15 protein-coding genes are annotated in these 22,072 nt (G+C 60.4%); 5 read left to right on the top strand and 10 right to left on the bottom strand.

From position 1 onward, the window contains the following. Positions 1 to 19: 19 nt before the first annotated feature. The 4 genes from IAE77_RS16280 to IAE77_RS16265 all read right to left on the bottom strand — a co-directional run bounded on the left by IAE77_RS16280 (position 20) and on the right by IAE77_RS16265 (position 6,967). Positions 20 to 733 carry an SH3 domain-containing protein gene (locus IAE77_RS16280; RefSeq protein ID WP_294228427.1) on the bottom strand — a complete coding sequence of 238 codons (714 nt, stop codon included), beginning with the start codon at positions 731 to 733 and terminating at the stop codon, positions 20 to 22. Positions 734 to 776: 43 nt separating this feature from the next. Beyond that, positions 777 to 5,099, bottom strand: coding sequence for a PVC-type heme-binding CxxCH protein (locus IAE77_RS16275; protein WP_294228408.1), 4,323 nt, complete (start codon positions 5,097 to 5,099; stop codon positions 777 to 779). Positions 5,100 to 5,328: 229 nt separating this feature from the next. Further along, positions 5,329 to 6,189 carry an alpha/beta hydrolase gene (locus tag IAE77_RS16270; RefSeq protein ID WP_294228400.1) on the bottom strand — a complete coding sequence of 287 codons (861 nt, stop codon included), beginning with the start codon at positions 6,187 to 6,189 and terminating at the stop codon, positions 5,329 to 5,331. 28 nt (positions 6,190 to 6,217) lie between these two features. Next, a complete protein-coding gene (locus IAE77_RS16265; protein WP_294228394.1) occupies positions 6,218 to 6,967 on the bottom strand; it encodes a polysaccharide deacetylase family protein in 750 nt (249 codons plus the stop codon). 96 nt (positions 6,968 to 7,063) lie between these two features. On the opposite strand from IAE77_RS16265, the gene IAE77_RS16260 reads away from it, so the two are divergent. Next, the gene (locus IAE77_RS16260) at positions 7,064 to 8,578 is read left to right on the top strand and encodes a hypothetical protein (RefSeq protein WP_294228391.1); all 1,515 of its coding nucleotides are present in this window, start codon (positions 7,064 to 7,066) and stop codon (positions 8,576 to 8,578) included. 5 nt (positions 8,579 to 8,583) lie between these two features. Here IAE77_RS16260 and IAE77_RS16255 read toward each other — a convergent pair whose 3' ends face one another. The 4 genes from IAE77_RS16255 to IAE77_RS16240 form a co-directional block, all read right to left on the bottom strand. Further along, a complete protein-coding gene (locus tag IAE77_RS16255) occupies positions 8,584 to 10,188 on the bottom strand; it encodes a sialidase family protein (protein ID WP_294228384.1) in 1,605 nt (534 codons plus the stop codon). A 244-nt stretch (positions 10,189 to 10,432) separates the two neighbouring features. Continuing rightward, entirely contained in the window at positions 10,433 to 13,039 is a 2,607-nt protein-coding gene (locus tag IAE77_RS16250) for a DUF4838 domain-containing protein (RefSeq protein ID WP_294228382.1), read from the bottom strand. A gap of 33 nt (positions 13,040 to 13,072) precedes the next feature. Next, a complete protein-coding gene (locus IAE77_RS16245; RefSeq protein ID WP_294228380.1) occupies positions 13,073 to 14,380 on the bottom strand; it encodes a zinc-ribbon domain-containing protein in 1,308 nt (435 codons plus the stop codon). Between the two features lie 54 nt (positions 14,381 to 14,434). Next, the gene (locus tag IAE77_RS16240) at positions 14,435 to 14,962 is read right to left on the bottom strand and encodes a zinc-ribbon domain-containing protein (protein WP_294228378.1); all 528 of its coding nucleotides are present in this window, start codon (positions 14,960 to 14,962) and stop codon (positions 14,435 to 14,437) included. A 465-nt stretch (positions 14,963 to 15,427) separates the two neighbouring features. Between IAE77_RS16240 and IAE77_RS16235 the strand changes: the two genes are divergently transcribed. Next, the gene (locus tag IAE77_RS16235) at positions 15,428 to 16,006 is read left to right on the top strand and encodes a transposase (protein ID WP_294228376.1); all 579 of its coding nucleotides are present in this window, start codon (positions 15,428 to 15,430) and stop codon (positions 16,004 to 16,006) included. Positions 16,007 to 16,218: 212 nt separating this feature from the next. Here the strand turns inward: IAE77_RS16235 and IAE77_RS16230 are convergent, their stop codons facing one another. Next, positions 16,219 to 16,788: a hypothetical protein gene (locus IAE77_RS16230; protein ID WP_294228375.1), complete on the bottom strand. Its 570-nt coding sequence runs from the start codon at positions 16,786 to 16,788 to the stop codon at positions 16,219 to 16,221. A gap of 743 nt (positions 16,789 to 17,531) precedes the next feature. Between IAE77_RS16230 and eboE the strand changes: the two genes are divergently transcribed. The 3 genes from eboE (at position 17,532) to IAE77_RS16215 (ending at position 21,153) form a co-directional block, all read left to right on the top strand. Next, positions 17,532 to 18,704 (top strand): metabolite traffic protein EboE, encoded by a 1,173-nt coding sequence (gene eboE, locus IAE77_RS16225; protein WP_294228373.1) that lies wholly within the window; start codon positions 17,532 to 17,534, stop codon positions 18,702 to 18,704. 151 nt (positions 18,705 to 18,855) lie between these two features. Further along, positions 18,856 to 20,829 (top strand): bifunctional aldolase/short-chain dehydrogenase, encoded by a 1,974-nt coding sequence (locus tag IAE77_RS16220; RefSeq protein ID WP_294228372.1) that lies wholly within the window; start codon positions 18,856 to 18,858, stop codon positions 20,827 to 20,829. Positions 20,830 to 20,973: 144 nt separating this feature from the next. Further along, on the top strand, positions 20,974 to 21,153 hold the full coding sequence (locus IAE77_RS16215) for a hypothetical protein (protein WP_294228369.1): 180 nt from the start codon (positions 20,974 to 20,976) through the stop codon (positions 21,151 to 21,153). A 69-nt stretch (positions 21,154 to 21,222) separates the two neighbouring features. Here IAE77_RS16215 and IAE77_RS16210 read toward each other — a convergent pair whose 3' ends face one another. Beyond that, positions 21,223 to 21,933 (bottom strand): hypothetical protein, encoded by a 711-nt coding sequence (locus IAE77_RS16210; RefSeq protein WP_294228367.1) that lies wholly within the window; start codon positions 21,931 to 21,933, stop codon positions 21,223 to 21,225. Positions 21,934 to 22,072: the final 139 nt, after the last annotated feature.

Here is a 22,072-nt window from a genome sequence, read left to right as displayed (position 1 = left end):
CGAGTGCTGCGCTTCCGCCTCAAAACGGCGTGAACACCGCCCTGCCGCGATAACGTCCGCCCTGAAACGCCCACACAACGCAGTAACCACCTGCGCCATCTCCGTTCAGCATGAGCACCAGCACAGGCCCGCCCGCGACATCGGACCTCAGCAGCGTGATCGAGCTCATGTTCGGCTCATACAAGTTCTGCACGGCCGCTTTCTGAAGGGTGACCGCCTCGCCGCTCTGCGTGACCGTCAGCGAGAGCGAGAAGCTCGGCAACCCGCCGTCCCTGCCCCACGGCCATTCACCATCCACCCGATGCCCGCCCTGCTCATCTCGCGTGATCTGGTGATCCGCGGCCACAAACGGAACCGCCAGCACCCGCACCTCGAAACCCGCATTTTTCAGCACTCCGAGCCTGCGGTCTTTCGCTTCGGCGATGGCAACCTGCCGCCATGCTTTGACCGGCCGCAAACGACTGCCGTGGATGAAGCGCGGCTTCTCTTCGCTGTCCTCCATGAGCAGCCTTACCCAGCCGTCCTTCGGCTCCTGCTCGATGGCCACCACGCTGCCGGAGGCCACCTGGCCGACGATTTTCGATTTCAACGAAGGCCCGGAACGCAGGTTCGTGTTCCCATCTGGATCTTCGACCACACGCAACGAGTCCAGGATGAACTCATCCACCTGTGCCTTCACCGGCGCTGCCAGGAGCAGGCACATCGACATCATCACGAGCGGAATGCTTTTCATCCCGGAGGAAAAGCCGCCGCACACCTCACCTCAACCCGAAACATCACTCCCGCCTGCTCAGCAGATACTTCAGCAGCTCCAGCGCCTTCCGCTCCGGCAGCGCTTCGAGCAAACCGGGCGGCATGAGGGACACGGGCGTCTTCTGGCGCTCTTTAAGGTCTGACTTCGAGATGACGACGCTTTCGGTCACGGTGCGCGCCGTGATGGCGGTGTCGGTTTCCTGCTCGATGACGCCGGAGACGACGCTGCCGTCTTTTTTGGTCAAAACGTGAAGCTTGAAGTTGTCTCCGACCACCGCGTTCGGGTCGATGATGTTCTCCAAAAAGTAGTCGAGGCCGTTGCGCCACGATCCGGCGAGATCGGGGCCGAGCTTGCCGCCCACACCGCCCATCGCGTGACACACGGCACAGAGCTGCTGGAAGGTCTGCTCGCCCGATTTAGCGTTGAAGGCCCACAGCGGCGCGGATTCGTAGGCCTTCTTGAGCTTCGCGATGCTCGCCTTCGCCGCCGCGCTCGATTCGTTCACCTTGCCCCACGTCGCGTCGAGCAGCGTGTTGATCTCCGCGTGGTTCAAATTGCGCATCTGGCGGATTTGCAGGCTGCTGAGATGCTTCTTGTCGAAGCGGCCCGCCTTCACGGCCTCCAGCAGCGGTTTCGCCAACTCAGCACGACTCGTGAGCACGCCCAGCGCCGTCGTTTGCATCGCCACGTCAAATCGGTCAAACCTCTCCATCAGCGCCGCCGCCGTTTTCGGCTCCTTCGAGCGCGAAAGCAGCGGAATGACCGCCGCCGTGAATGCAGGCTCATCGAGCAGCTTCGCGAAGATCGGCGTCGATTCGGCATCGCCGGTGCGTTTCAGCAAATCAAAGGCCGCACGGCGCTGCGGCAGCGGGTTGCCCGTGTCCGCCAAAAGAGCGCGCATTTCACTCAGCACCTCCTTGTCTCCAAACAGCGCCGAGAGTTCATCCGTAACGGGGGCATTCCTGCCCCCATTCTGACTCGGGGCAGGAATGCCCCGGTTACGAAATTCCACCCACGCCTGCGGCATCTCCACCCTGGCCTCATCCTTCAACGAAAACGCCAGCAGTTTCAGATCGCGCGTCGTTTTCAGCGTCTTCACCAGCGCCTCGCGGCCTTCGGCGCTCTTCCCGGCGAACCAGCGGATCGAATCAGCCAGCGAAGGCATCGGTGTCTTCTCCGCCAGCGCCAGACCGCGCGCCCAATCCTCCTCAATGACCCGCGCGAGGCCGAACCAGATCATCTTCGGCAAAAAGCGGTCATCCTTGTCCTCACCATGCATCGCCAGCGCCGAGGCGACCTCCCAAACCGTCTCCGCATCCAGATTCGGCAACGCCGATGCCAGCGCGAGGCGCACGGTGGATGAAGGATCGGTCTGCGCGAGTTTGAGAAGCGTCTCGGAGCTGAGCTTGGATTTCCCGGCTTCTTCCGTGGCGAGTTGGATGGTCCAGGAGCGAGCGATGTCACTGTCACGACTGAGTGCTGCCGCAATCATGGTTGGAGATAGCTGGCCCGCAGCGTTGCTGGCCCATATCAGCTTCAAGATCGAAAAGTCATCTTGAGGCCAGGCTAATCTCTCGGACTTGCTCTGGATGGACTTCGCAATGGAGCCATCAGGGTCAATCGGACGAAGGCTTTTGTTCGCTGCCTTCTCGGCAAGCAACTTCATTGATGTTCTAAAGCGCCAACCGTTCGGGCTTAAACATCCAAACAAGAGTGAAAACTCGTCTGCTGAGTCGAAACCGGCTTTTCGCGGCTTGTAAGTCTCCTTCCACGAGATGCGGTAGATGCGCCCGTTGCTGCGGTCCCATTTTTCGTCGTCGGGGTTGTGGCAGTGCTGGGTGTCGGTCCAGTCGATGACATAGACGGCACCGTCGGGGCCGGTTTGGAGATCGACGGGGATGTAATCGGGCGCGGAGCTGTGAAGGAGGTCGAAGCCGGCGTGGAAGGTCTCGTAGCCGCTGCCGGTGCGCACCATGTGCTGATGATTGAGCTGATGACCGTGCAGGTTGTGCGTGAAAAGATGGTCGCGGTAGATCGCGGGCCAGTTGTCGCCGTTGTAGATCATCGTGCCGACGTGCGAGTGACCGCCATACACGGCCGTGGTGCCCGGTTTGCCCGCGCCGCCTTCACCGCTGTCGTAACGCGCGGAGGCGGGCAGGTAGTTTTGCAGTTCGGGCGCGAAGTCCGGCGCGGTGGCGGAGACGAAGGACGGATAATTCGCGTTCGCCTGATTCCAGAAGTGGCCGTTGCGGATGGCGTACGTCGTGCCGCCCTTGCCCCAGAAGCTGCGGCAGTGCGTCATGAAGAGATGGCCGTTGCTGTTGTAGTCGAGCCCCCACTGGTTCGATCCGCCGTGGCAGAACACCTCAAACACATGCCGCACCGGATGATAGCGCCACACCCCCGCGCGCATCGTGACGCGATCCTTCGCCTCCGCGCCCGGCTTGCCGATGGCGCTGGTGTTGAAGACGCCCTGATTGCCGTAAAGCCAGCCGTCCGGGCCCCAGAGGAAGCTGTTCAGCGTTTCGTGTGTGTCTTGATAGCCGAAGCCGTCGAGGAGCGAGTAGGCGGTGAAACTCACGCCGGGCACTTGAGTAACGGGGCCATTCTTGGCCCCATCTGCTCCAGACGGGCCAGGAATGGCCCGATTACTGCCGAGCGGCAGCGGCTTGTCTCCATCCCGAGGAATGAACATCAAATACGGCGCAGCCCCGACCCACACGCCGCCAAAGCCCACCTCGATGCCGCTGACGAGATTCAGCCCTTCGCAGAAGGTTTTCTTCGTCTCGAAGCTGCCGTTTCCATCCGCATCCTCCAAAATGGTGATGCGATCCTTCCCCTGACCTTCGGGCTGGCGATTCGGATACGAAAACGCCTCCGCGACCCACATGCGCCCGCGCTCGTCGAAGCAAAACGCGATCGGCTGCTTCACATCCGGCTCCTTCGCGATCAACTCGACCTGAAAACCATCCTGCACCCGCATCTCGGGCAGGTCTTTCGATGGATTCGGCAACAAATGCCAGAGCACCGGGCTTTTATCGCCACGCTTCGTGCGGTCACCGCTGATGGTGAGCGCACTGGCGGCAAAACTCGGCTTCTCGGCATGAAACACGAAGTCATCGAAGTTCACATGACCCCAGCCGCTTCTGCTTTGATCGACGATGCGGATGAAAATCTTCTTCCCGACGTGCTTTTCGAGGTTCACGGCCACGCGGGCCATGTCCTCACGATTTTCGCCACTGGCACTGAAAAGGACTTTTCCGTCCGCTTCGCTGACGATCTCAGTTTTCATCGAACGTCCTGCGCCAACAAGAAAACTGGCCCAAGGATGCGTGGCGACAAAACTCGATGATGTGAGCGTGCCGGTGCCTTTGTCGCCGATGCGCTCGTAACCGCCGAGCCAGAACTTGCCCGCATGCTGCGAGTTGCCGCGTTTGCGGGCTGCGACGGTGTCTCCTTCGACCGGTTGCTTCTCCCAAGCATCTCCTTCGGCTTTCCAGCCTGCGAGCGTGCCGGTTTCAAAGCCGAGATTCAGCTCCGCAGGCGGCGAAATCGCGTCTGTTTCAGGTTTCAGGTTTAAAGTTTCAAGTTTGGCTTCGCGCTGCGGCATCGCCGTTTTGCCAAGGTGCGTCAGTTCGATGTTGCGGAACTGAATCTTGGCCGGTCCGGGGCCGCTGTGGAGCTGGAAGGCGATCTTGCCACTCCACTCGGCGGCTTTGGCCTCGTGATCGTCGGGTACGCTCATGAGCACGTCGTTCACGCGCACCTCGACGTGCGAGGCGCTGGCGGTGATCCGGTATCGGTTCCACTCACCGGGCTTGATGACGCTTTGAAGGCTCTTCGGCTCCGCAAACACATCCGCCCACCGACGACCATCCGGCGCGATGTTCACGCGCGAGCCGCGCTCACAAATCAAAGCACGTCCATGCTCGTCGTAGATGCGGCCGAGCCACACCGCGCCTTGATCGAGATCGGCTTGATAGCCGCTGGCGTGACCTTGTTGACTTTGTTGACAGCGAAACTGGATGCCGCTGTTCGCGCTGGGCCCGCCGGTGATGCGGAAGTCCACCATGAGATCGAAGTCATGCACCTCGCCGTCCCAGAAGATCCATTCGTTGCCCTTGAGCGGCCTGTCCGCAGGGATTTCGCCGGTGATGGCACCGTCTTCGACACGCCAGTGCTCCGCCTTGCCACTCCAGTGCGTGAGCGTCTTGCCGTCGAAGAGGGATTCAGCAGCAGAAAGCTGCACGGCGGCGAGCAGGAGGGCGCAAAACGGCTTCATGGCGGTCGGTCTGGTTGGACGCAGGTGTACATACACGATGCCCACCTGGAAGGAAGCGGACATGTTTGGGGAGGTGTCGGACGCCCGGCACGACCCGCGCAACAAGCCGGACCTGCCACCAGTTTGCCTTGGCCGACTTTGGCTGGCAGGCTCGCGGCAGCGTCATGGAGTGCGGCGGCCCTCCGCCGCTTTCGAACGTCTGTCGGACTGCAAAAAGCTCCAGAGGGCTGGAGCACTCCAAAACGCTGCCGCACCTGCGGCACCCCAACCACATCGAATTCCTGCAAACGCGTCACTTCTTCAGGATCGACGCGACAAACGCGTCCAGCGCCTTCGTGGCCGGATCGCTGGCGAGGCCGAGGTCGCTGTTGAGTTTCACGTGCTCCGTGTCCCGCGCGCCGAAGAGCGTCACCGGCACCTCGGCTGCCTTCAGCTTGTCGCCGAAGTGCCGGGCCTGGGCGGTGTTGTCCGGATGATGAGAGACATGCAAGATGAGGAAGGGCGGGATGCCTCTGCCCTTCGCCACATGCGTGACGGCGGAGAAGTCTTTGTGCAGCGCGGGATCGTTCCCGAACTTCAGCCGATGACCGAAACTCGGCAGCGGAAAGCCGTGCACACGCGCCCGTGTTTCAGCGACTTCGATGATGGCCGGGACGTTGTAGGTGTCGCCATCGACGGGCACGCAGCCGATGAGGCTGGAGAAATCCGCGCCGACTTCCTTCAGGTAGCGGTCGTCGGTGCAAAGAATCGCCGCGAGCTGGGCTCCGGCGCTGTGGCCGCCCACCAGCACGCGTTTTGGATCGCCACCGTGCTCCGCGATGTGTTTTTGCACCCAGCCGAAGGACTTCGCGCAATCACGGATGAGCGTGCCCATGTCCACCTCGGGAAGCAGGCGGTAGTTTGTCGAGACAAAGACGAAGCCGCGTTCCAGGAACCATTTGGGCTTGGTCTGCACGCTGGATTTGTCCCCCTGCTGCCAGCCGCCGCCATGCATCCAGAAGACCACGGGCAGGTTCTTCGCGTTCTCCGGCGCGTAGATGTCGAGCACATGTCGTGCGTGACCGTCATCGAGGTAGCGGACGTCACGCTGGATGACCTGGGCGAAGGTGGGTGCGCTGAGCAGCAGGAGCAAAAGGGCGAGAATGGACTTCATGGCCGTCTCTATACGCCAGCCGCAGGCATTACTTCGCCGCGAGATACTTCAACAGGTCGCGCATGGCGATCACCGTGCACCCTTCGTCTTTGAGATGCTGCATGTAAGCCTCAAATTTGGCCGGATCGGTGTTCACCCACGGATGCTTGATGTCCGGCACGCCGTGAAAGGTCATCACGGCGATCTTGCCGTCCTTCGCCTGCGCCACGGCGGCTTTGAATTGCTCCAGCGTGCTGTCCGGCTTGCCGTCGAAGGCCTGCGGCATCGTCAATGGATCGTCGGTCATCGGATCGAAAGCCTTCGCGCCTCCAGCACGTGCGAACGAGTAGCCACGTTCGCGGAGCAGCTTCACCGCCGTCTCGCTGGTCGCATAACCGGGGTAGCAGAAGCTCACCGGCTTCGGAATGCCGAACTTCAGGCACTGCTGCTCGATGAATTCCACGTCAGCGGCGAGCTGCTCCGGCTTCTGCTTGTTCACCCCCGCGTGTTTGCGTGTGTGATTGCCGATCTCGAAGCCTTGGTCGTGCAGCGCCTTGATCTGCTCCCAGGTCATGTAGTTCTTCTTGTCCACGAGGAACTCGAAGCCCTCCGTGATGAAAAACGTCGCCCCAAACCCATGCTTCTTCAGAAGCGGTGCGACAAACGTCGCCTGACTGGCCACCGAGTCATCAAACGTCAGCACCACCAGCTTGTCCGGGATGGGTTCGGCAGCACACAATTGCCAGCAAAGCACCAGAGTCAGGCTGGAGAAGGAAAGGGCGGCGAGAAGAGCTTTCATGTTGGATGAAACGCTTCAGATTCCGCACATCCCGCCGAAACGCACTCACTTTTCACGCAGGCGCATGACAACGTGAGAGGAAACGTACTCACTTCCATGAAGCACCGCCCGTTCGTCTTCCTTTGTGCATGCCTGGCACTTGGCATGAGCTGGCTGCATGCAAGTGAGGCTGCGCCGCTCGGCATGGTGGAAAACTTCGATTCAGCAGCCATCGGTCCATTCCAGAAGGGCTTCATCGACATTCATCGCTGGAGCGAGGACTTCCGCCAACGGGCGCGTGCCTGGAGCAGCGTCGAAGTGGTGCCTGACAGCGGCGGCAAAGCCCTGCGCGTGAAAGTGAGCGATTCACAGGCCTTCGCCAGCGGTGCGGGCTCGATCCTGCGGCTCGCGCCCTACTTTCCTCCGGAGGCCGATGCGCTACGCCTCCGTCTCAAGGTGATCAGCGGCACCATTTCGATCTACTGCGGAGGCCCGACCGCCTACTACGGCAATAGCGATGTCTTCACTGAGCCGCAGACCATTCGGGTGATGGCGAAGCCTGAGTGGGTCGAAGTCACCCTCAATTTCAATCATCCCACGTGGCGAAATTTCCGCCGCTCCGGCTTCAGCACAGACGCACCGCGCAATTACTACAACCGCTGGGCCCAGGAACACGTGGGCGTCTTTCTCGCACCAGATTCGCTCGGTGAATGCCTCATCGACGACATCGAAGTCGTCACGCTTGGCGAAGGAAAGCCCTTTACCACCTTTGCGCCAGACCAGATCGAGCCCGTGAAGACCCTCGCCGACTTTGAGGATGGGAAGATCGACCGCGCCTTCACTCTCTACATGGCGGCTGCCGAGGCTGAGTGGTTCGACGAGTCGTGGACTCGCTCCAAGCCCCTGCGCTTTGAGCCGATGCAGCTCAGCGTGGCCGCCACGGGCCTCGGCGGCCGGAAAGTGCTGCTCAGCAAAGGTCGCACCGCGGAGGAAGTTCACTGCGCAGGCGTTCACACGAGCGGAGCAGCCGGTGCCAACGCCTTTTCCCTCAACATCCGCGTGGAAGCGCCTGAACAACGAAACACGCTCGTCGGAGCCGGCGAGATCGTGCCACTCGATTTTCTCGTCTTCGTGGCACCGGCGGGCAAAACGTTCGACTGGAAGTCTGTGGGGCCATCGGAGGCATTGCGTGTCCGCGGGGGGCGTGGCTTCGACTTCAATCTCACTCATCGCAGCATCGCCACACGCACGGATCTCGATTTCGCCATCTACCAGACGCGTCGCTATCTCGAACCCGGCCAGTGGTCACAGCAGGTGCTGCCTATGGCCGACTTCACCTGCATCTACGGCCAGGGCACCATGCGCGAGCGCTTCACGCGTCACGAACCGCTTCACAGCCAGGAAGTCATCGCAATCGCCTGGCTCAATCCGTGGTGCCGGAATGGTCGTCGCGATGCCACCGTCACGACCAGCATCGACGAACTGTCTTTCGTCAAAGTCCCTGGTTCAGCAAGTGATCATCGCTCCTTCTGGCAGGTGCCGGACACGAGCCAGATGCACTCGCGCGAGAAAGACTCGTCAGGTGTCAAAACACGCCACTTCTGGCTTCCGGGAGACTCTCCAGCGCGGTAGCTCGCTCAGCGGACGATCTTCTCCACATCGACATAAACACACGTCATCTTTGGCGCGTCGTGGATGTAAAGCAGACGGCCGGGGCTGATCTCGCGGATGCTGGTATAGTTGAAGCGGACGCGGTCGGAGATGACGTGGTGGCTGGTCCAGGTTTTGCCCTTGTCGAGGCTGAACATGAGGCAGCTCGCGGGGCGGCCGTAGCTGCAGGCGAGCACGCCGTTGCTCATCATGACGAGATCGGGCAGCACGCGGCCTTCCTCCATCTGCACGGGCTGCGTCCACGTTTTGCCAGCGTCGTGGGAAAACATCTGCTTCATGCACGAGTTCCGGTCGCCGCGGATGACGGCGACTTGTTCAGTGTCGCTCAGGCGGCACACAGCGGGCTCGCCGCCGGGGCCGACGACGGAGAAGTGATTCCACGTTTTGCCGCCGTCGGTGCTGCGCATGAGATGGGACCAGCGCTCGGTTTGATTGCGGCCATCGGGGCGTTTGGTGTTCTTGCGAGTCCAGACGACCATCGTCATGCCACCGTCGGCATCGTTCCAGAGGTGGCGCTCGCAGATGGTCTGGTCGCTCTTTTGCTCGTTCGCATACTGAGCGGGCAGATTGAGGCGGTTGTCCTCCATCGTGAAGGTGGTCGCGTCGGCATTGAGCCGCCAGGTTTTGCCAAAAACGGCTCCGTCCGGCTGCGACCACGTCCAGCGTGACATGGCGGCGATGCTGCCATCCGGACGGCGCAGGCATGGGAGCGGTGTTTCGGGCTTTTGATCGATGCCAGTGATGGGTGACCACGTCTTGGCGGCGTCGGTCGATTTGTAGAGGCCGTAGGGCTCGTAGAACGCATCCGGCCCCTGCGCCACGCTCATGAGGAGCAGGCCTTTGCCCATGTCATACAAGTAAGGCCGCGTCTCGGGCACGCCTTTGCGCTCCGGGATGATCCACGGCTCGCTGACGGTGACTTTGAGCTGCGGTTTGGGCAATGGCGTGGCCGCTTTTCGCGTGCCGAGCTTCACGGATTTCCAGATCGCGTTGCCCGTCGCCGTCTTGGCCGTGGAACCGAAGAGAATGAAGGGCTCCTTCGACTCCACCGGCTTCCAGAAGGCTCCTTGGCCCACCACCTTGCGTTCGCAATCCACAAACATCTGCATGTCCGTTCCACGAATGACGAGCCGATACGTGTGAAAACGATTCGTCGTGTCCTGTGGAATGAAGCGGTCGGTGAAGTTCGTCGCCTGGTTCGGGAACAGCGCGAGACCTTCCTGATGCTTGCCATCGCTCAGTTGAATCACGACCGGGCCACCATCGCGCCATGGCCAGAGCGAGGACGTGGTCTTGCCCTTCACCGCGCCCGTGGTCGAAAGGACCTTCACCTCGGCCTCGACGATGACTTCCTCATCCTCGCCCGCCTTCCAGCCTGCGCGGTAATGTCCGAAGCCAGTGCCGTCGTCCTCGATGCGCAGACCATCGGCCTCGAGTTTGGCCTTCGGAGTGCCGACGCTGCTCCAGGTGCCGTCAGGCAGCGTTTTGGCGTCATACTGAAGCTGCCAGGTAATGTCCTCGGCGTGGAGGGAGGCAGCGAGAAGCGGGAGGAGAAGGGCGCGGAGGAACATGCGGCTGGGTAAACGCGATGGCGAGAGCCGGTCTTCGCGCCTTGCGACATGGACTGCGGCAGCCTGCTGCCGCTTTCGGGAGGCCAGCCCTGCTGGCCGTCGAGCGTCCCCAAGTGATGCCACGCCGAGGCGCTTTCGCGTTTGCGCCAGCAGAGGGTGTTCTTCGTCCACCTGGAGACTCCGGCGGCAGCTGGGCTGCCTGGGAAAAGCGGCAGCAGGCTGCCGCAGTCCATGTCATGTGCCTTCACTCAAACACGATATCGCCCATCACGGTCGTGTCATCCATGCTCGTGCTGGTGAGGGACGACGACCAGATCGCGCGGTCGACGATTTCGCGAGGCAGGGCGTGGTTGCGGCCGAAGTTGGCTTTCCAGGTGATGCCTTTGCTGGGTGGTTCGACGCCGAGGGTGGTGAAGGGAATGACGAGATGCGCATGCCAGCGTTTGGCTTTCGAATCGACGCGGGCTTCGCTGGTCCAGTCGCCGTTCCAGGTGGGGTCGTCTTTGCCGTGACGCGGATCCATCACGTCGGTGATGCGGCCGTTGAGCGCGTCGTATTTGGAGGCGGCATTCGCGCCTTGGGTGAGGCGGTAGAAGAGCGGCTGAGCCGGATTCGGAGCCAAATAGACATCGAAGGCCTCTTGGTTGTTGAGAAGGCGATCTCGCTTAAAGGCGGCGAAAGTCGCTTCGTCGCCGAGTTCGGCTTCGGCTCGGAGGTGGAGGGCTTTTTCGTCGTAGAGGAGGCGGATCGTCGTGATGCGCGGCAGCGTGTGCAGCGGCGGGAGGAGCGTGAGTTCATGCGCGGTGGTGTTTTGCCACTCGGGGCTGTCGAGCGTGAGTTTCGCGGTCGTTTTGGCGATGGTGAGTTTCTTGAGGCCCATGGGCGGGGCGTTGCGCATGGCCTTGGTGTCCCAGTTGAAGCAGGTGCTGGCGTAGGGCTCCTGGTAGCCGTCGTGGGCGAGTTGTAGGTGCTTCGCGTCGTGGCCGGGAAAGGGGAACAGAATGTGGTTCCACTCTTTTTGGTGCCCTTTGACGTAAAGCGTGGCGATGAAGGCGTTTCGTGCGTCGATGGCATCGAGCAGGCGATGCAGCGAGCCGGTGTCGGGCAGCATCTGCCAGGCCTGATGCAGGTGCACGACCTTCGCGAAGTGCTTCAAGTAGTCGAACTCGGTGCGCACGAGCGCGAGGCGCGTCTTCACCTTCGGCGTGGTGGCGAGCTTTTGCGCCTGCGCGAGATGGCCCTCCATCGTGACGAGCACGCGCGGCGTGTAGAGGAAGGCGATGAGCTGAAACGGGTCCTGCACTGTTTTGCGTCCGCGGGCATCGGTGGGCAGCGGTTTGTAGGTCCACACGTCGGTGCGCGTGCCGATGTGGTCGGAGTAGAGTGCGATGGCGTGATACAGCTCGTCGTAAAAGGCACGCATGGAGAAGGCGATGCTCTTGTTTTGAAACGCGGCCTCGCAGAACTCGGGGACGAGGTCCTTCGCGTGGTTGTTCGCCGGATCGTCAAACATGCGGCCCATGGTGTAATAGACGGGGCCTTCGAGGCCGAAGAGCTGGCCGGGGCCGTCGCGGTAGAGCGACTGGATGCGGTTCACGGCGAGCCGTTGCACCTGCTGCTCGATGTAGCCGGGCGTGCGCATCGGCGTGTAGCGCGTGCCGAGGTTCGGGCACCAGTTGTAAACGTAGCCGGTGAAGCCGCGCGGCACGTCGATGCCGCGCCACGGGACGATGTCCTCCTCGTTGGTGCCGGTGAGCATGATGCAGGTGTTTGAAGGGAAGGCTTTGAAGCTCTTCGGCGGTGCGGCGGTGAGGATGTAGCTCATCATCGTCACCTGCTTGCCCGGATGCGACTTCTCCAAACGCCGCGCGACATCGCGGTGGAAGATCCAGATCTTCTCCGACCAGTCTTTGCCCGTGCCGTAAAGCGCATTGCACTTCTCGCACTGACACTCGCGAAAGCCGTCCGGCTGACCGAGATCGACGCTGTCGTAGCCTTTGTCGAAGAAGCCCGCGAGATCGCGGTAGATGCGCTCCTGCACGTCGGGATTCGACAGGCAATACTGCCCGTTGCCCTCCGGCTTCAAACGCGAGCCGCTGATCAGCGCGAAGTATTCCGGGTGCTCCGCAAACAACTCCGCCGGCACCGCCCGCTCCCACGTGTGACCGCCGAACTGCTCGTCCACGCGAGGAAAGCGATTGTGCGCGAGATCGTAAAACGACGCGCCCGCCGGATGCGCCGTGTTCACCCGCAGCAGCGGCGTGGTGGTCACGTTCAGCGACTCCGGCACCGTCATCGTCTTCATCGGCAGAAACTCGATCGCGGGCGACTCCATGAGGTCGATCTTCGCCGCGCCGCTCACCGGCGTGTAGCCCGGCAGATCAGGATACAAAAAGCGCACGCCCATGAACTGCCGCGCAAAGTCCACAGCCGCCTTCGCCGTGCCCACGCGATCCCAGTTCGGCCGCCGCGCATTGTCCGTCGGCGCCTTCGACCGATGATCATGCCCCACGATGATCACATCCTTGCCCACCACCTGATGCACAAAGCTCCAATCCCGCAGCTTCGTCACCTCGAGGCCATTCTTCTGCGCGAACTGCGTATTCCCGAGCATCAACGCCGGTTTCGCCGCATCCCGCTCCTTTTCCCTCACGACCGCGACTTCGACCTTGTTCGCCAAAAACGCCGTTTGGAGCAGCCGCGCCGTCTGCACGAGACTTTCGTCCAAAGCCGGTGAAGGCAACGCATCCGGCAAAACGATCTGGTAATCCGATTTCCCCACGTCGAGCAATGTCAGGTCCGCAGCCGTGGCGGCGGTGAGAGAAAGGAAAAGCGCGAGGAGGGGTTTCATGCGGGGACATGAAACGCGGGATGGGAAGCGGTCCTACCGATGGGTGGGTTTCGGCAAGCTTTTTACTTGGCTGTCGATGTGCTGAACAAAGCTCTCCACGTCGTTGAGCAGCTTATCGACTTCCACACTGGTGATTCGATGGAAATGGTTTTCCTTCGATCTGCCGTTGCGGTGAACCAGATCATGTCTCACTGCAATCGCCTGATAGATCGATTTTGAATCTGAGGGAAAGTTCACTCCCAGAACCGTTGAATACATGGGTCTCACCTTGCTGAGATTGTGCCAGATGATGCCAACGAGGTATTCCGTGACACGGCGATTCAGGTTTTTGCTCCAATCAACAACATCGGAAAGCGCATACTTGCGGTCGAGGAACTCTGGTGCCGTCGAGAGCAATGTCTCCATCCGACTTTGGTCAGTCACAACGTTCTGAACGAATGCATCGCTGAGATAGGTCTCCAAAGCAGTGATAGCAGATGAATAGAGCATTCGGAAGAACGTGTGCCTGAGTTGGACTGTGCGCGGAACAGCTTGCTTCGTTAAAGTTCGAAGCGCAGTCAGACTGCGATGGAAGGTGCCCGAGTAGTCGATGTATGACTGCGCCATTTCGATCAGAGACATCTCGAATCGGCTCGAACGTGTTTCGGATTCGCAATGTGGGCAGCCGCTTTTGTGGACTGTCCGGTTCTTGACGGTGCCTTCCCATTCGTGGGATGGATTCCTTGCGCAAATCCACCACACCTTCTTGCCGCTCGCCCGAGTCACATCTTCCGGCTTTAACTCCCCGTTCTTGGACGGATGCCATTCCTTGGCGATCTCTGGGTGAACTGTTGCCAGTGAGTTCGCATCAACGAGCTTATTGCCGGAACAACTCGGGCAATGTGCATCAGGTTGACGACTTGTTCGATTGTAGATCGTGGCGTCCCAAACATGCGGCGATTCGGCATCGCAACGCCACCAAACTCTCTTCTGGCTTCCAGGTGTGACGTCCTCGGGCGTTAAAGCGCCGTTCTTTTCCGGGTGCCACTGTCTGGCAAGTGCCGGGAACTTCGTCGCCAGATTGTTAGTGATGGACGGGCTGGCGCTGCGCTTTGCGCACTTGGGGCAACCGTGACCGAATCGGACACGATTGCTAACCGTCGCTGGCCACTCATGAGTTTTGTCATTGTCACATTGCCACCAGACTTTCCGGCTCGATCCTATCGTCACATCACGGGGCGTCAGTGTTCCGTTTTTCGAGGGATGCCACTGTGCGGATAACGTGGGGGAGTAGTCGGCAAGCGTTGGTTTAGCCGACGTTGGCCGATCAGAGACACAAAGCGGGCACCCAGTCTTTGCCATGGTCCTACTTCGAACTTGGGATGGCCAAACATGAGATGGGTCTCGGCCACACTTTCACCATGCGATGTATCGCGAGCCTACCGCAACATTTTCGGGCACCTTGCTGCCATTCTTCTCTGGATGCCATTGTTGGGCGATTTCTGGTGCGGCACTGGCCAGTGAATTGGCTGCAATTCGGCAGTTTGGACATCCTGCATCCTTTTTGGTGCGCGCGCGTAGCTGGGTCGCCCAACTGTGCTGGCATTTTCCGCACCTCCACCAAATGCGCATCTTGTTGAGCGGACCAATTCCGAAAGGGTCGATGCCGACATTCCTAACGCTGTCCCATTGCTTGAGCAGCCCAGGGTGCAAGCTCCCAAAAGACTCTTCCTTGAGGAAGAGTCGTCCCGAACAATATGGACAGCCATGTCCCATTGAGCGATCTCTGATTTGTGCCTCCCAACGGTGAAGCGGATTCTTTGCGCATATCCAGTGCGCCTTCTGTTTGGCTCCCGATCTGACGTTGTCGAAACTCAGGTCGCCGTTGTTAGCGGAATCCCATTCGCTTCGGAGTTGGGGAGAAGTGTCACGTAGGAGTTTCATGAGCTTTGGGTGCAACACGATTATGGGCGCTTTCAGGTCGCCAACAAGCTGATCAGCCGAGTGATGTTTCGTCCCTTGGCTTTCCAACCACTCGACGAGCCCCTGCGACCCATTCGCGGGCAAGGATGAGGAGCACCGCCAGAGAGGAAGAAGGCGCGAGCGTTCTGATTTCAGCGCTCTTGCGCCTTGGGGACAACATGGACGACATGGACTGCGGCAGCCTGCTGCCGCTTTCGGGAGGCCAGCCTGCTGGCCGTCGAATGGTCTGCGCCGTTGTTTCGTCGAGGCGCTCTCGCGTTGGCGGCAGCCGAGAGGTTTCTTCAGTGGTCGGGAGACTTTGACGGCAGCAGGGCTGCCTCGGAAAAGCGGCAGCGGGCTGCCGCAGTCCATGTCTGTGTCCGTGTCCATGTTGTCCATGAAGCCCGTGGTTGACCATTCCACCAAGTCACTGCCATCCTTCTCGCCATGATGCCTGATGTTCCATCCGATGAGGAGTGCCTTCGCGGCACACGACATTGGCCTCATGCGCCGCCTCATCGACTCTCGGAGAGTGGTGTGTATTTCCTCACGGCACGCGCTCGTGAGAAAGCGCATCTTTTTGCCACCGCCGGACGTCGGGACTGGTTTGAGCAGATGCTTTTCAATACTTTTGCGGAGCGTGGCTGGAAACTGGAAGCGTGGGCGGTGCTTTCGAATCACTACCATGTTGTCGCTCACAGTCCGCCGGGAGGCGCGGAGACGTTGAGGGAGGTGGTGCAGAAACTGCACAGCCTGGCGACCAAGCGATTGAACACCGAGGACGGCACGCCGGGACGCACGCGGCTGTGGCAAAACTACCGCGAGACGCATCTCACCTACCCGCAGAGCTATCTGGCGCGACTGAACTATGTGCATCAAAACCCACGGCATCACGGTTTGGTGCCGCTGGCCTCACAATGGAAGTGGTGCAGTGCCGCAGCCTTCAAGCGTGAGGCGACGCCAGCGTGGGTGAAGACCATCGCCAGCTTCCCCTTCGATGAAATCGCCGCCGAGGATGGCGAGTGACGTGGACAACATGGACTACATGGACTGCGGCAGCCTGCTGCCGCTTTCGGGAGGCCAGCCTGCTGGCCGTCGAACCTTCCAAGGTGATGTCTCGCTGAGGCGCTACCGCGTCTGCGGCAGCGGAGGGGCTTCTTCGGTAGCTGGGAGACTTTGACGGCAGCAGGGCTGCCTCGGAAAAGCGGCAGCAGGCTGCCGCAGTCCATGTTTTTACCTCAGTGCCCATGCTCCTCGGAATTGATCTGGTTGGCGGCCAGAATCGCGGCGAGCGGATCGGAAGCGTTGAGGATTTCATCCGGCAGGGATAAGAGACGGCGGAAGGCACGCTGGCGTTTACCCTCTTCATCCGCAGGTTCAGGACCGGGTGGGTTTGTGAGGTGCTCATGCCAGCGGGTGACATCGCTGTGGAGCTTGGAGTAACGGCGGTGCCAGCGGTCAGCCTCAAGCTGAGCTTCGTCGAGCCAGGCGATGAGGTCGAGCCGGTCCACGGCGGTCAGACGCGCCTCGGCTTTTGCGAGTTCCCGCTCCACACCGGCAAGCACGGTGTGCCAGACCACGAGATACACGGGTGAGTTTGCTGGTGATCGACCTGCCTTGTGACAGGCATCGCACCACAACGTTTCTTTGATGATGCCGCTATGCACGCTGCCACCGCGCAGCACGGAACCGATCTGGTAAGACGTGAGCCCGCATTCGAAGTCCTTCGTCTGGAGGGAGGTGATCTCCGCTCCGCAGGACGGACAGGCCAGCGGCTTCTTGAAGTGGATGGTGTCAAACATTCCCATGATGACAGCGATGCTCGTGCATCCGGACAAAACCTGCAAGACTTGGCCGGGTCCCAAACTGAACACGGGTTCGGCACCGGGTTAGGTCACAACCACCGCATGCCAATCCAGCCACTCCTCGTCTCCGAAGTGCCCCAAGGAGCAGGACCGCTGCGGCATGAGCTGTTCACACTTTCTCAAGTCGAAGACAAAGGACGAATCGCAAGCAGCGCCGACGAAAGGCCCTGGTTTTGGCCAGACCGTGTTTGAAAACCTCTGCCGCGGAGCGGCAAGCCGTCTCGTAGCCCGGCCTTTGAAGACCGGGCGACCATGCGGGTGATCGCGTTGAGCCATGACCCGTGCCGCTGTGCGACGCCCGAACCCGTCCTCTCGACGCGCCAGTTCGCGTGTCGCTCTGCGACACCGGATGCCTTGGGGCGTCCCGCCGTCTCCTGTTCCCGGCCTTGAAAGGCCGGGCTACGGCACGTTCGTCGCTCCGCGACTTCCAAACAGGTTTTTAACACGGCCTGGATTCCCAGGCATCATGCTGCCGGTAACACTGATCAACCGCTCGAAGCATTCGCCGAGTCACGCGAATGAAGGATCTGAGGGGATGCCACCTATCTGTGCCATTGTCTTTTGAATGCCAGGCACATGCCTGGCACCAACACACTTCACCGCACGCTTGCCCGACGTTGCATTTGACGGAAGGTGGCGTTCCGGGCATTTCCCCAACCCCTTCCCTGCCCGGATCTTGTTCCATCATGCGCCTGAATCACGACATCCATCTCGGTTACTGCACGAACATCCATCGCGGTGAGACGTGGGAGGAGACGTGGCGTGGGCTGAAGGAGAACACGCTGCGGGTGAAGGATCGTGTCAGTGGCGGGAAGCCGTATGGCATCGGTTTGCGACTCAGCCAGCAGGCGGCGGTGGAATTGAGCGCGCCGGGCAGGCTGGATGAGTTCAAGGCGTGGCTCGATGCGAACCACTGCTACGTTTTCACCATCAATGGCTTCCCCTACGGCGCGTTTCATGGCACGAGGGTCAAAGAGCATGTGTTCAAGCCGGACTGGAGCACAAAGGAGCGGCTGGATTACACGAATCTGCTCTTCGACATCCTGGCGCAGCTTTTGCCGCCCGGAGTGAGCGGCAGCGTCAGCACGCTGCCGGGATCGCACAAGACCTTCAATGTCGGCACGGATGAGCTGAACGCTATCTTCACGAATCTGAAGCTGTGCCGCGAGCACATCGAGAAAGTCGCCACGAAGAGCGGGCACGATCTGCATCTGGGCCTGGAGCCAGAGCCGCTCGGCTTGTTTGAGACCAGCGGCGAGACGCTGAAGTTTTTCGGCCTCTACTTTGATCGCCACCCGCAGGATCGCGATTTCTTCAAGTTCATCGGCCTCAATTACGACACCTGCCATCTCGCGATCGAGTTTGAGGACGCGAAGAAGGCCCTGGACCGCATCACGGGCGCTGGAATCCGGCTGAGCAAGCTGCACTTCAGCTCGGCGCTGAAATTGAAGCCAACGGCCGGGAACGTGGAGCGGCTGCGGGGCTTCAATGAGCCGGTGTATTTCCATCAGGTCATCGCCAGCTATGGCGCGGACGAGCCGCTGCGCCGGTTCAAGGATCTGCCGGACGCGCTCGAGTTTGCCCAATCCAATCCCGACCACCTCGGCGAGGAGTGGCGCGTGCATTTCCATATCCCGATCCATGCGCAACCGGGCGATGGCTTTGACAGCACGCGGGATCATCTGATTGGCGCGATGGACTGGCTAGGGAACAATCCAACGAAATGCCAGCACATCGAGATGGAAACCTACACCTGGGAAGTGTTGCCGCCGGAAATGCGCAGCGGTGATGTGGTGGATCAGTTGGTGCGGGAATACGAGTGGACGCTGGGAGAGATGCGCGAGCGCAAGCTTGTCTGAGATTTTTCCACGGATTTCACGGATTGGCACGGATGGGTTCCGATTCGTGCCCATTCGTGAAATCCGTGGTCAGAATCAGTTCTGACAGCGGGGAAAATCCCCTTGCTTCACGGCCCATCCATCGGAAGTCTGGCGCTCCTTTTCTCCCGCCATGCACAGCCTCTGGAACGACACTGAAGCCGCCACTTTCGGAACCGACGCTCTCGGACAGCGCGTCTATACCTCCCGCCTGCTCGGCCGGAACCCGGAACTCGTTCTTCATGGTGGTGGCAATACCTCCGTCAAAGTCACCGAGAAGGACTACTTCGGCGATTCCGTGGACATTTGCTACGTGAAGGGCAGCGGCTGGGATCTCGCCACCATCGAGCGGGCCGGCTTTGCCCCCGTGCGCATGGAGGCGCTGCTCAAAATGGCCAAACTGCCCACCATGACCGATGAGGACATGGTCCTGCAACAACGCGCCGCGATGACGAACCCGAATGCGCCCGCCGCGAGCATCGAGGCCATCCTGCACGCCATCCTGCCGTTCAAGTTCGTCGATCACAGCCACGCGAATGCCATCTCCGCCCTCACCTGCGCCCAAGACGGCGAAGCCCGCACGAAGGAGCTCTTCGGCTCCAAAGTGCTCGTGTTGCCCTACGTGATGCCCGGCTTCGTTTTGGCCAAACAAGTCGCCGAAGTGCTCCAAAAGACCGATCTGCGAAAAGAAGGCATCGAAGGCATCGTGCTGCTCAAGCATGGCCTCTTCACCTTCAACGACGACGCCAAGGCCAGCTACGAAAAGCACATCGAGTTCGTCACGAAGGCCGAGGAGTATCTGAGTAATCGGGCCATTCCTGGCCCGTCGGTGCCCGCAGGGGCAGGAATGCCCCTGTTACAGCTCGCGCAGCTCCGCCAGCTCGTTTCCAAGACTCGCGGCTTCCCGCAAATCGCCCGCCTCAGCACCAGCGAGGCCGCTTTGAGCTACGGAGCACTGCCCAACATCGCCGATTGCGCCACCCGCGGCCCCTTGACCCCCGATCACAGCATTCGCACGAAGCGCATCCCCGTCGTGCTCGGTGACGACCACTCCGCCAGCATCCAAACTTTTGCCGCCAACTACGAAAGCTACTTCAAAGCCCACGCGAGCACGCAGACCATGCTCGACGCCGCTCCGCGCTTCGCCGTGTGGCCTGGCAATGGCATCGTCAGCTTTGGCGATACGTTGAAGGACGCCAAAATCGTCGCCGACATCGCCGAGAGCACCGCCGCCACCGTCGCACTCGGCGAGCGCACTGGCGGCTGGGCACCGCTCAGCGAGAAGGACATCTTCGACATCGAATACTGGGACCTTGAGCAGGCCAAGCTCCGCAAAGGCCCCGCCCGCAAGGTTCATCAGGGCAAAGTCGCCCTCGTCACCGGCTGCGCCGCCGGCATCGGCTTCGCCATCGCCGAATCTCTCGCCGAGCAGGGCGCGCAGGTTGTCGGTCTCGACATCGACAAGGAAATCCCCGACATCATGAAGAAGATCGGGGCCATCGGCATCGTCGTGAACCTCACCGAGGACCAGCCTGTGCAGGACGCCATCGACTTCACCGTGCGCGAGTTCGGCGGCATCGACATCGTCGTCAGCAACGCCGGCATCTTCCCGAAGAACGACGCCCTCGACGTCATGGAGCAGACCGATTGGGATCGCACGATCATGATCAACCTCACCAGCCATCAAAAGCTGATGAATAAAGTCATCCCGTATGTGAAGCACAGCGTCGATGGCAGCATCATCTTCGTCGGCAGCCGCAACTTCAAAGCTCCCGGCCCCGGCGCCAGTGCCTACTCCTGCTCCAAGGCCGCGCTCACGCAGCTCTGCCGCGTCGCCGCCCTCGAACTCGCCCCGTGGAAGATCCGCGTCAACATCGTGCACCCCGACGCCGTCTTCGACACGAAACTGTGGACCCCCGAAGCCCTCGCCAAAAGCGCCGCCCGCTACAACATGACCGTCGAGGAATACAAGACCAAGAACCTCATGAAGGTCGAGATCCGCTCCAAAGACATCGGCAACATGGTCGCCGCCATGGCGAGCCCGTTGTTCGCGAAGGTCACCGGAGCACAGATTCCGGTCGATGGCGGGAATGACCGGGTGATTTGATCACCTGACGAAAAAAGTTAACCGGTAGCATTCCGTCTAACGCTTTGGCTCCCCTGGGAAAGGCGTGCGTTAAATAACAGATTCGAAATCTGTTGTTCAACCAACTTGCTTGTTCACCCAAGCATCTGCGTATTGTAGGCAGGCATGAAACGTCGTGCCCAAACGAAGCCGAAAAAGCCAATCTGGCAGCCGGAGCACTGGCTGATGTGGTGGCAGATATTCCTGTCCCGCTTGCCTTGGATCATCATCGCATTGGCGATGGCCGGAAATTCTTATGGTATCCGCGACTGGTTTTCGATTTTTCGCTGCCTACCGATTCGATGAGATGCAGCGCCAACTCTCCTGGCGGCAGCGTTGCGTATGCGACGCAATTCGTGTGATGCCATTTTTGGGTTAAAGTTCAGAACCGCCTTCTTTGGCTCTGAGATAACGGATACCCACCTCGCGTTTCCACTCAGCGGTTTGCCCTGTGACCTTAAGCAGACCCTTTTCGCCTCTCACATTCGTCTCGTATGTATCGGGCTCCTGGGTCTTTTTCCAAGTGCCGCTGTCTTGATTGTTGGGGAAGTCTAACTTCAATACACCGCCCTTTTCAAAAATAATCATGCCACTCACACGGTCGGTGGTGGCATTCATATGATAGGTCCATTGTCTGGCCAGGCCTGTCGAGGTCGGATCCATCGCGGGCTTTCCCGCCTCGATCTCAGCGCGTACTTTGTTCAGTGCAGTCAAGACATCCAGCTTTTTGCCTTCGCTGCTGGCGAGCATGGCATCAATCCGTGCGATGGCTGCTTTCTTGGCAGGTTCCAAGGCTTTCACGCGGGCGGCATCGTAGTTTTTGAACAAGTCTTTCGCCCTTGCCTGAGGCTTTAGCACCGGATCGCCACCTACTTTAGACTTCATCTGCGTGCGCAGCAGGTCTGCGCCATCGGTGTCACCGGACTTCACAAGGTCGGCGATTAGTGGCACGGTGGCTTTTTCAAGGGTGTCGTTAACCTTCTGTAGCGCCGCCGCAGCTTTACTATGATAGTCGGCGGCGATCTGCGCGGGAGTGTCAGCGAAGGCGCTGCTGACAAAGATGAGGGCGACGAACAAGAGTTTCATGGGCGTGAGAATGATTGCGCCCAGGAGAATGCCTGCAAGGTCGAATGTGGAACTGCTTTACTGGCTCGAAAGCGGTGTCGTCGATGCAAGGTGCCCTTGCATCTCTGCCACCGCACTCCACGACGCTTCGCGCCTCACA

The organism is Prosthecobacter sp. (genome assembly GCF_014879935.1).
Classification (GTDB): domain Bacteria; phylum Verrucomicrobiota; class Verrucomicrobiia; order Verrucomicrobiales; family Verrucomicrobiaceae; genus Prosthecobacter.
This window is presented reverse-complemented; position numbering and strand designations above follow the sequence as displayed.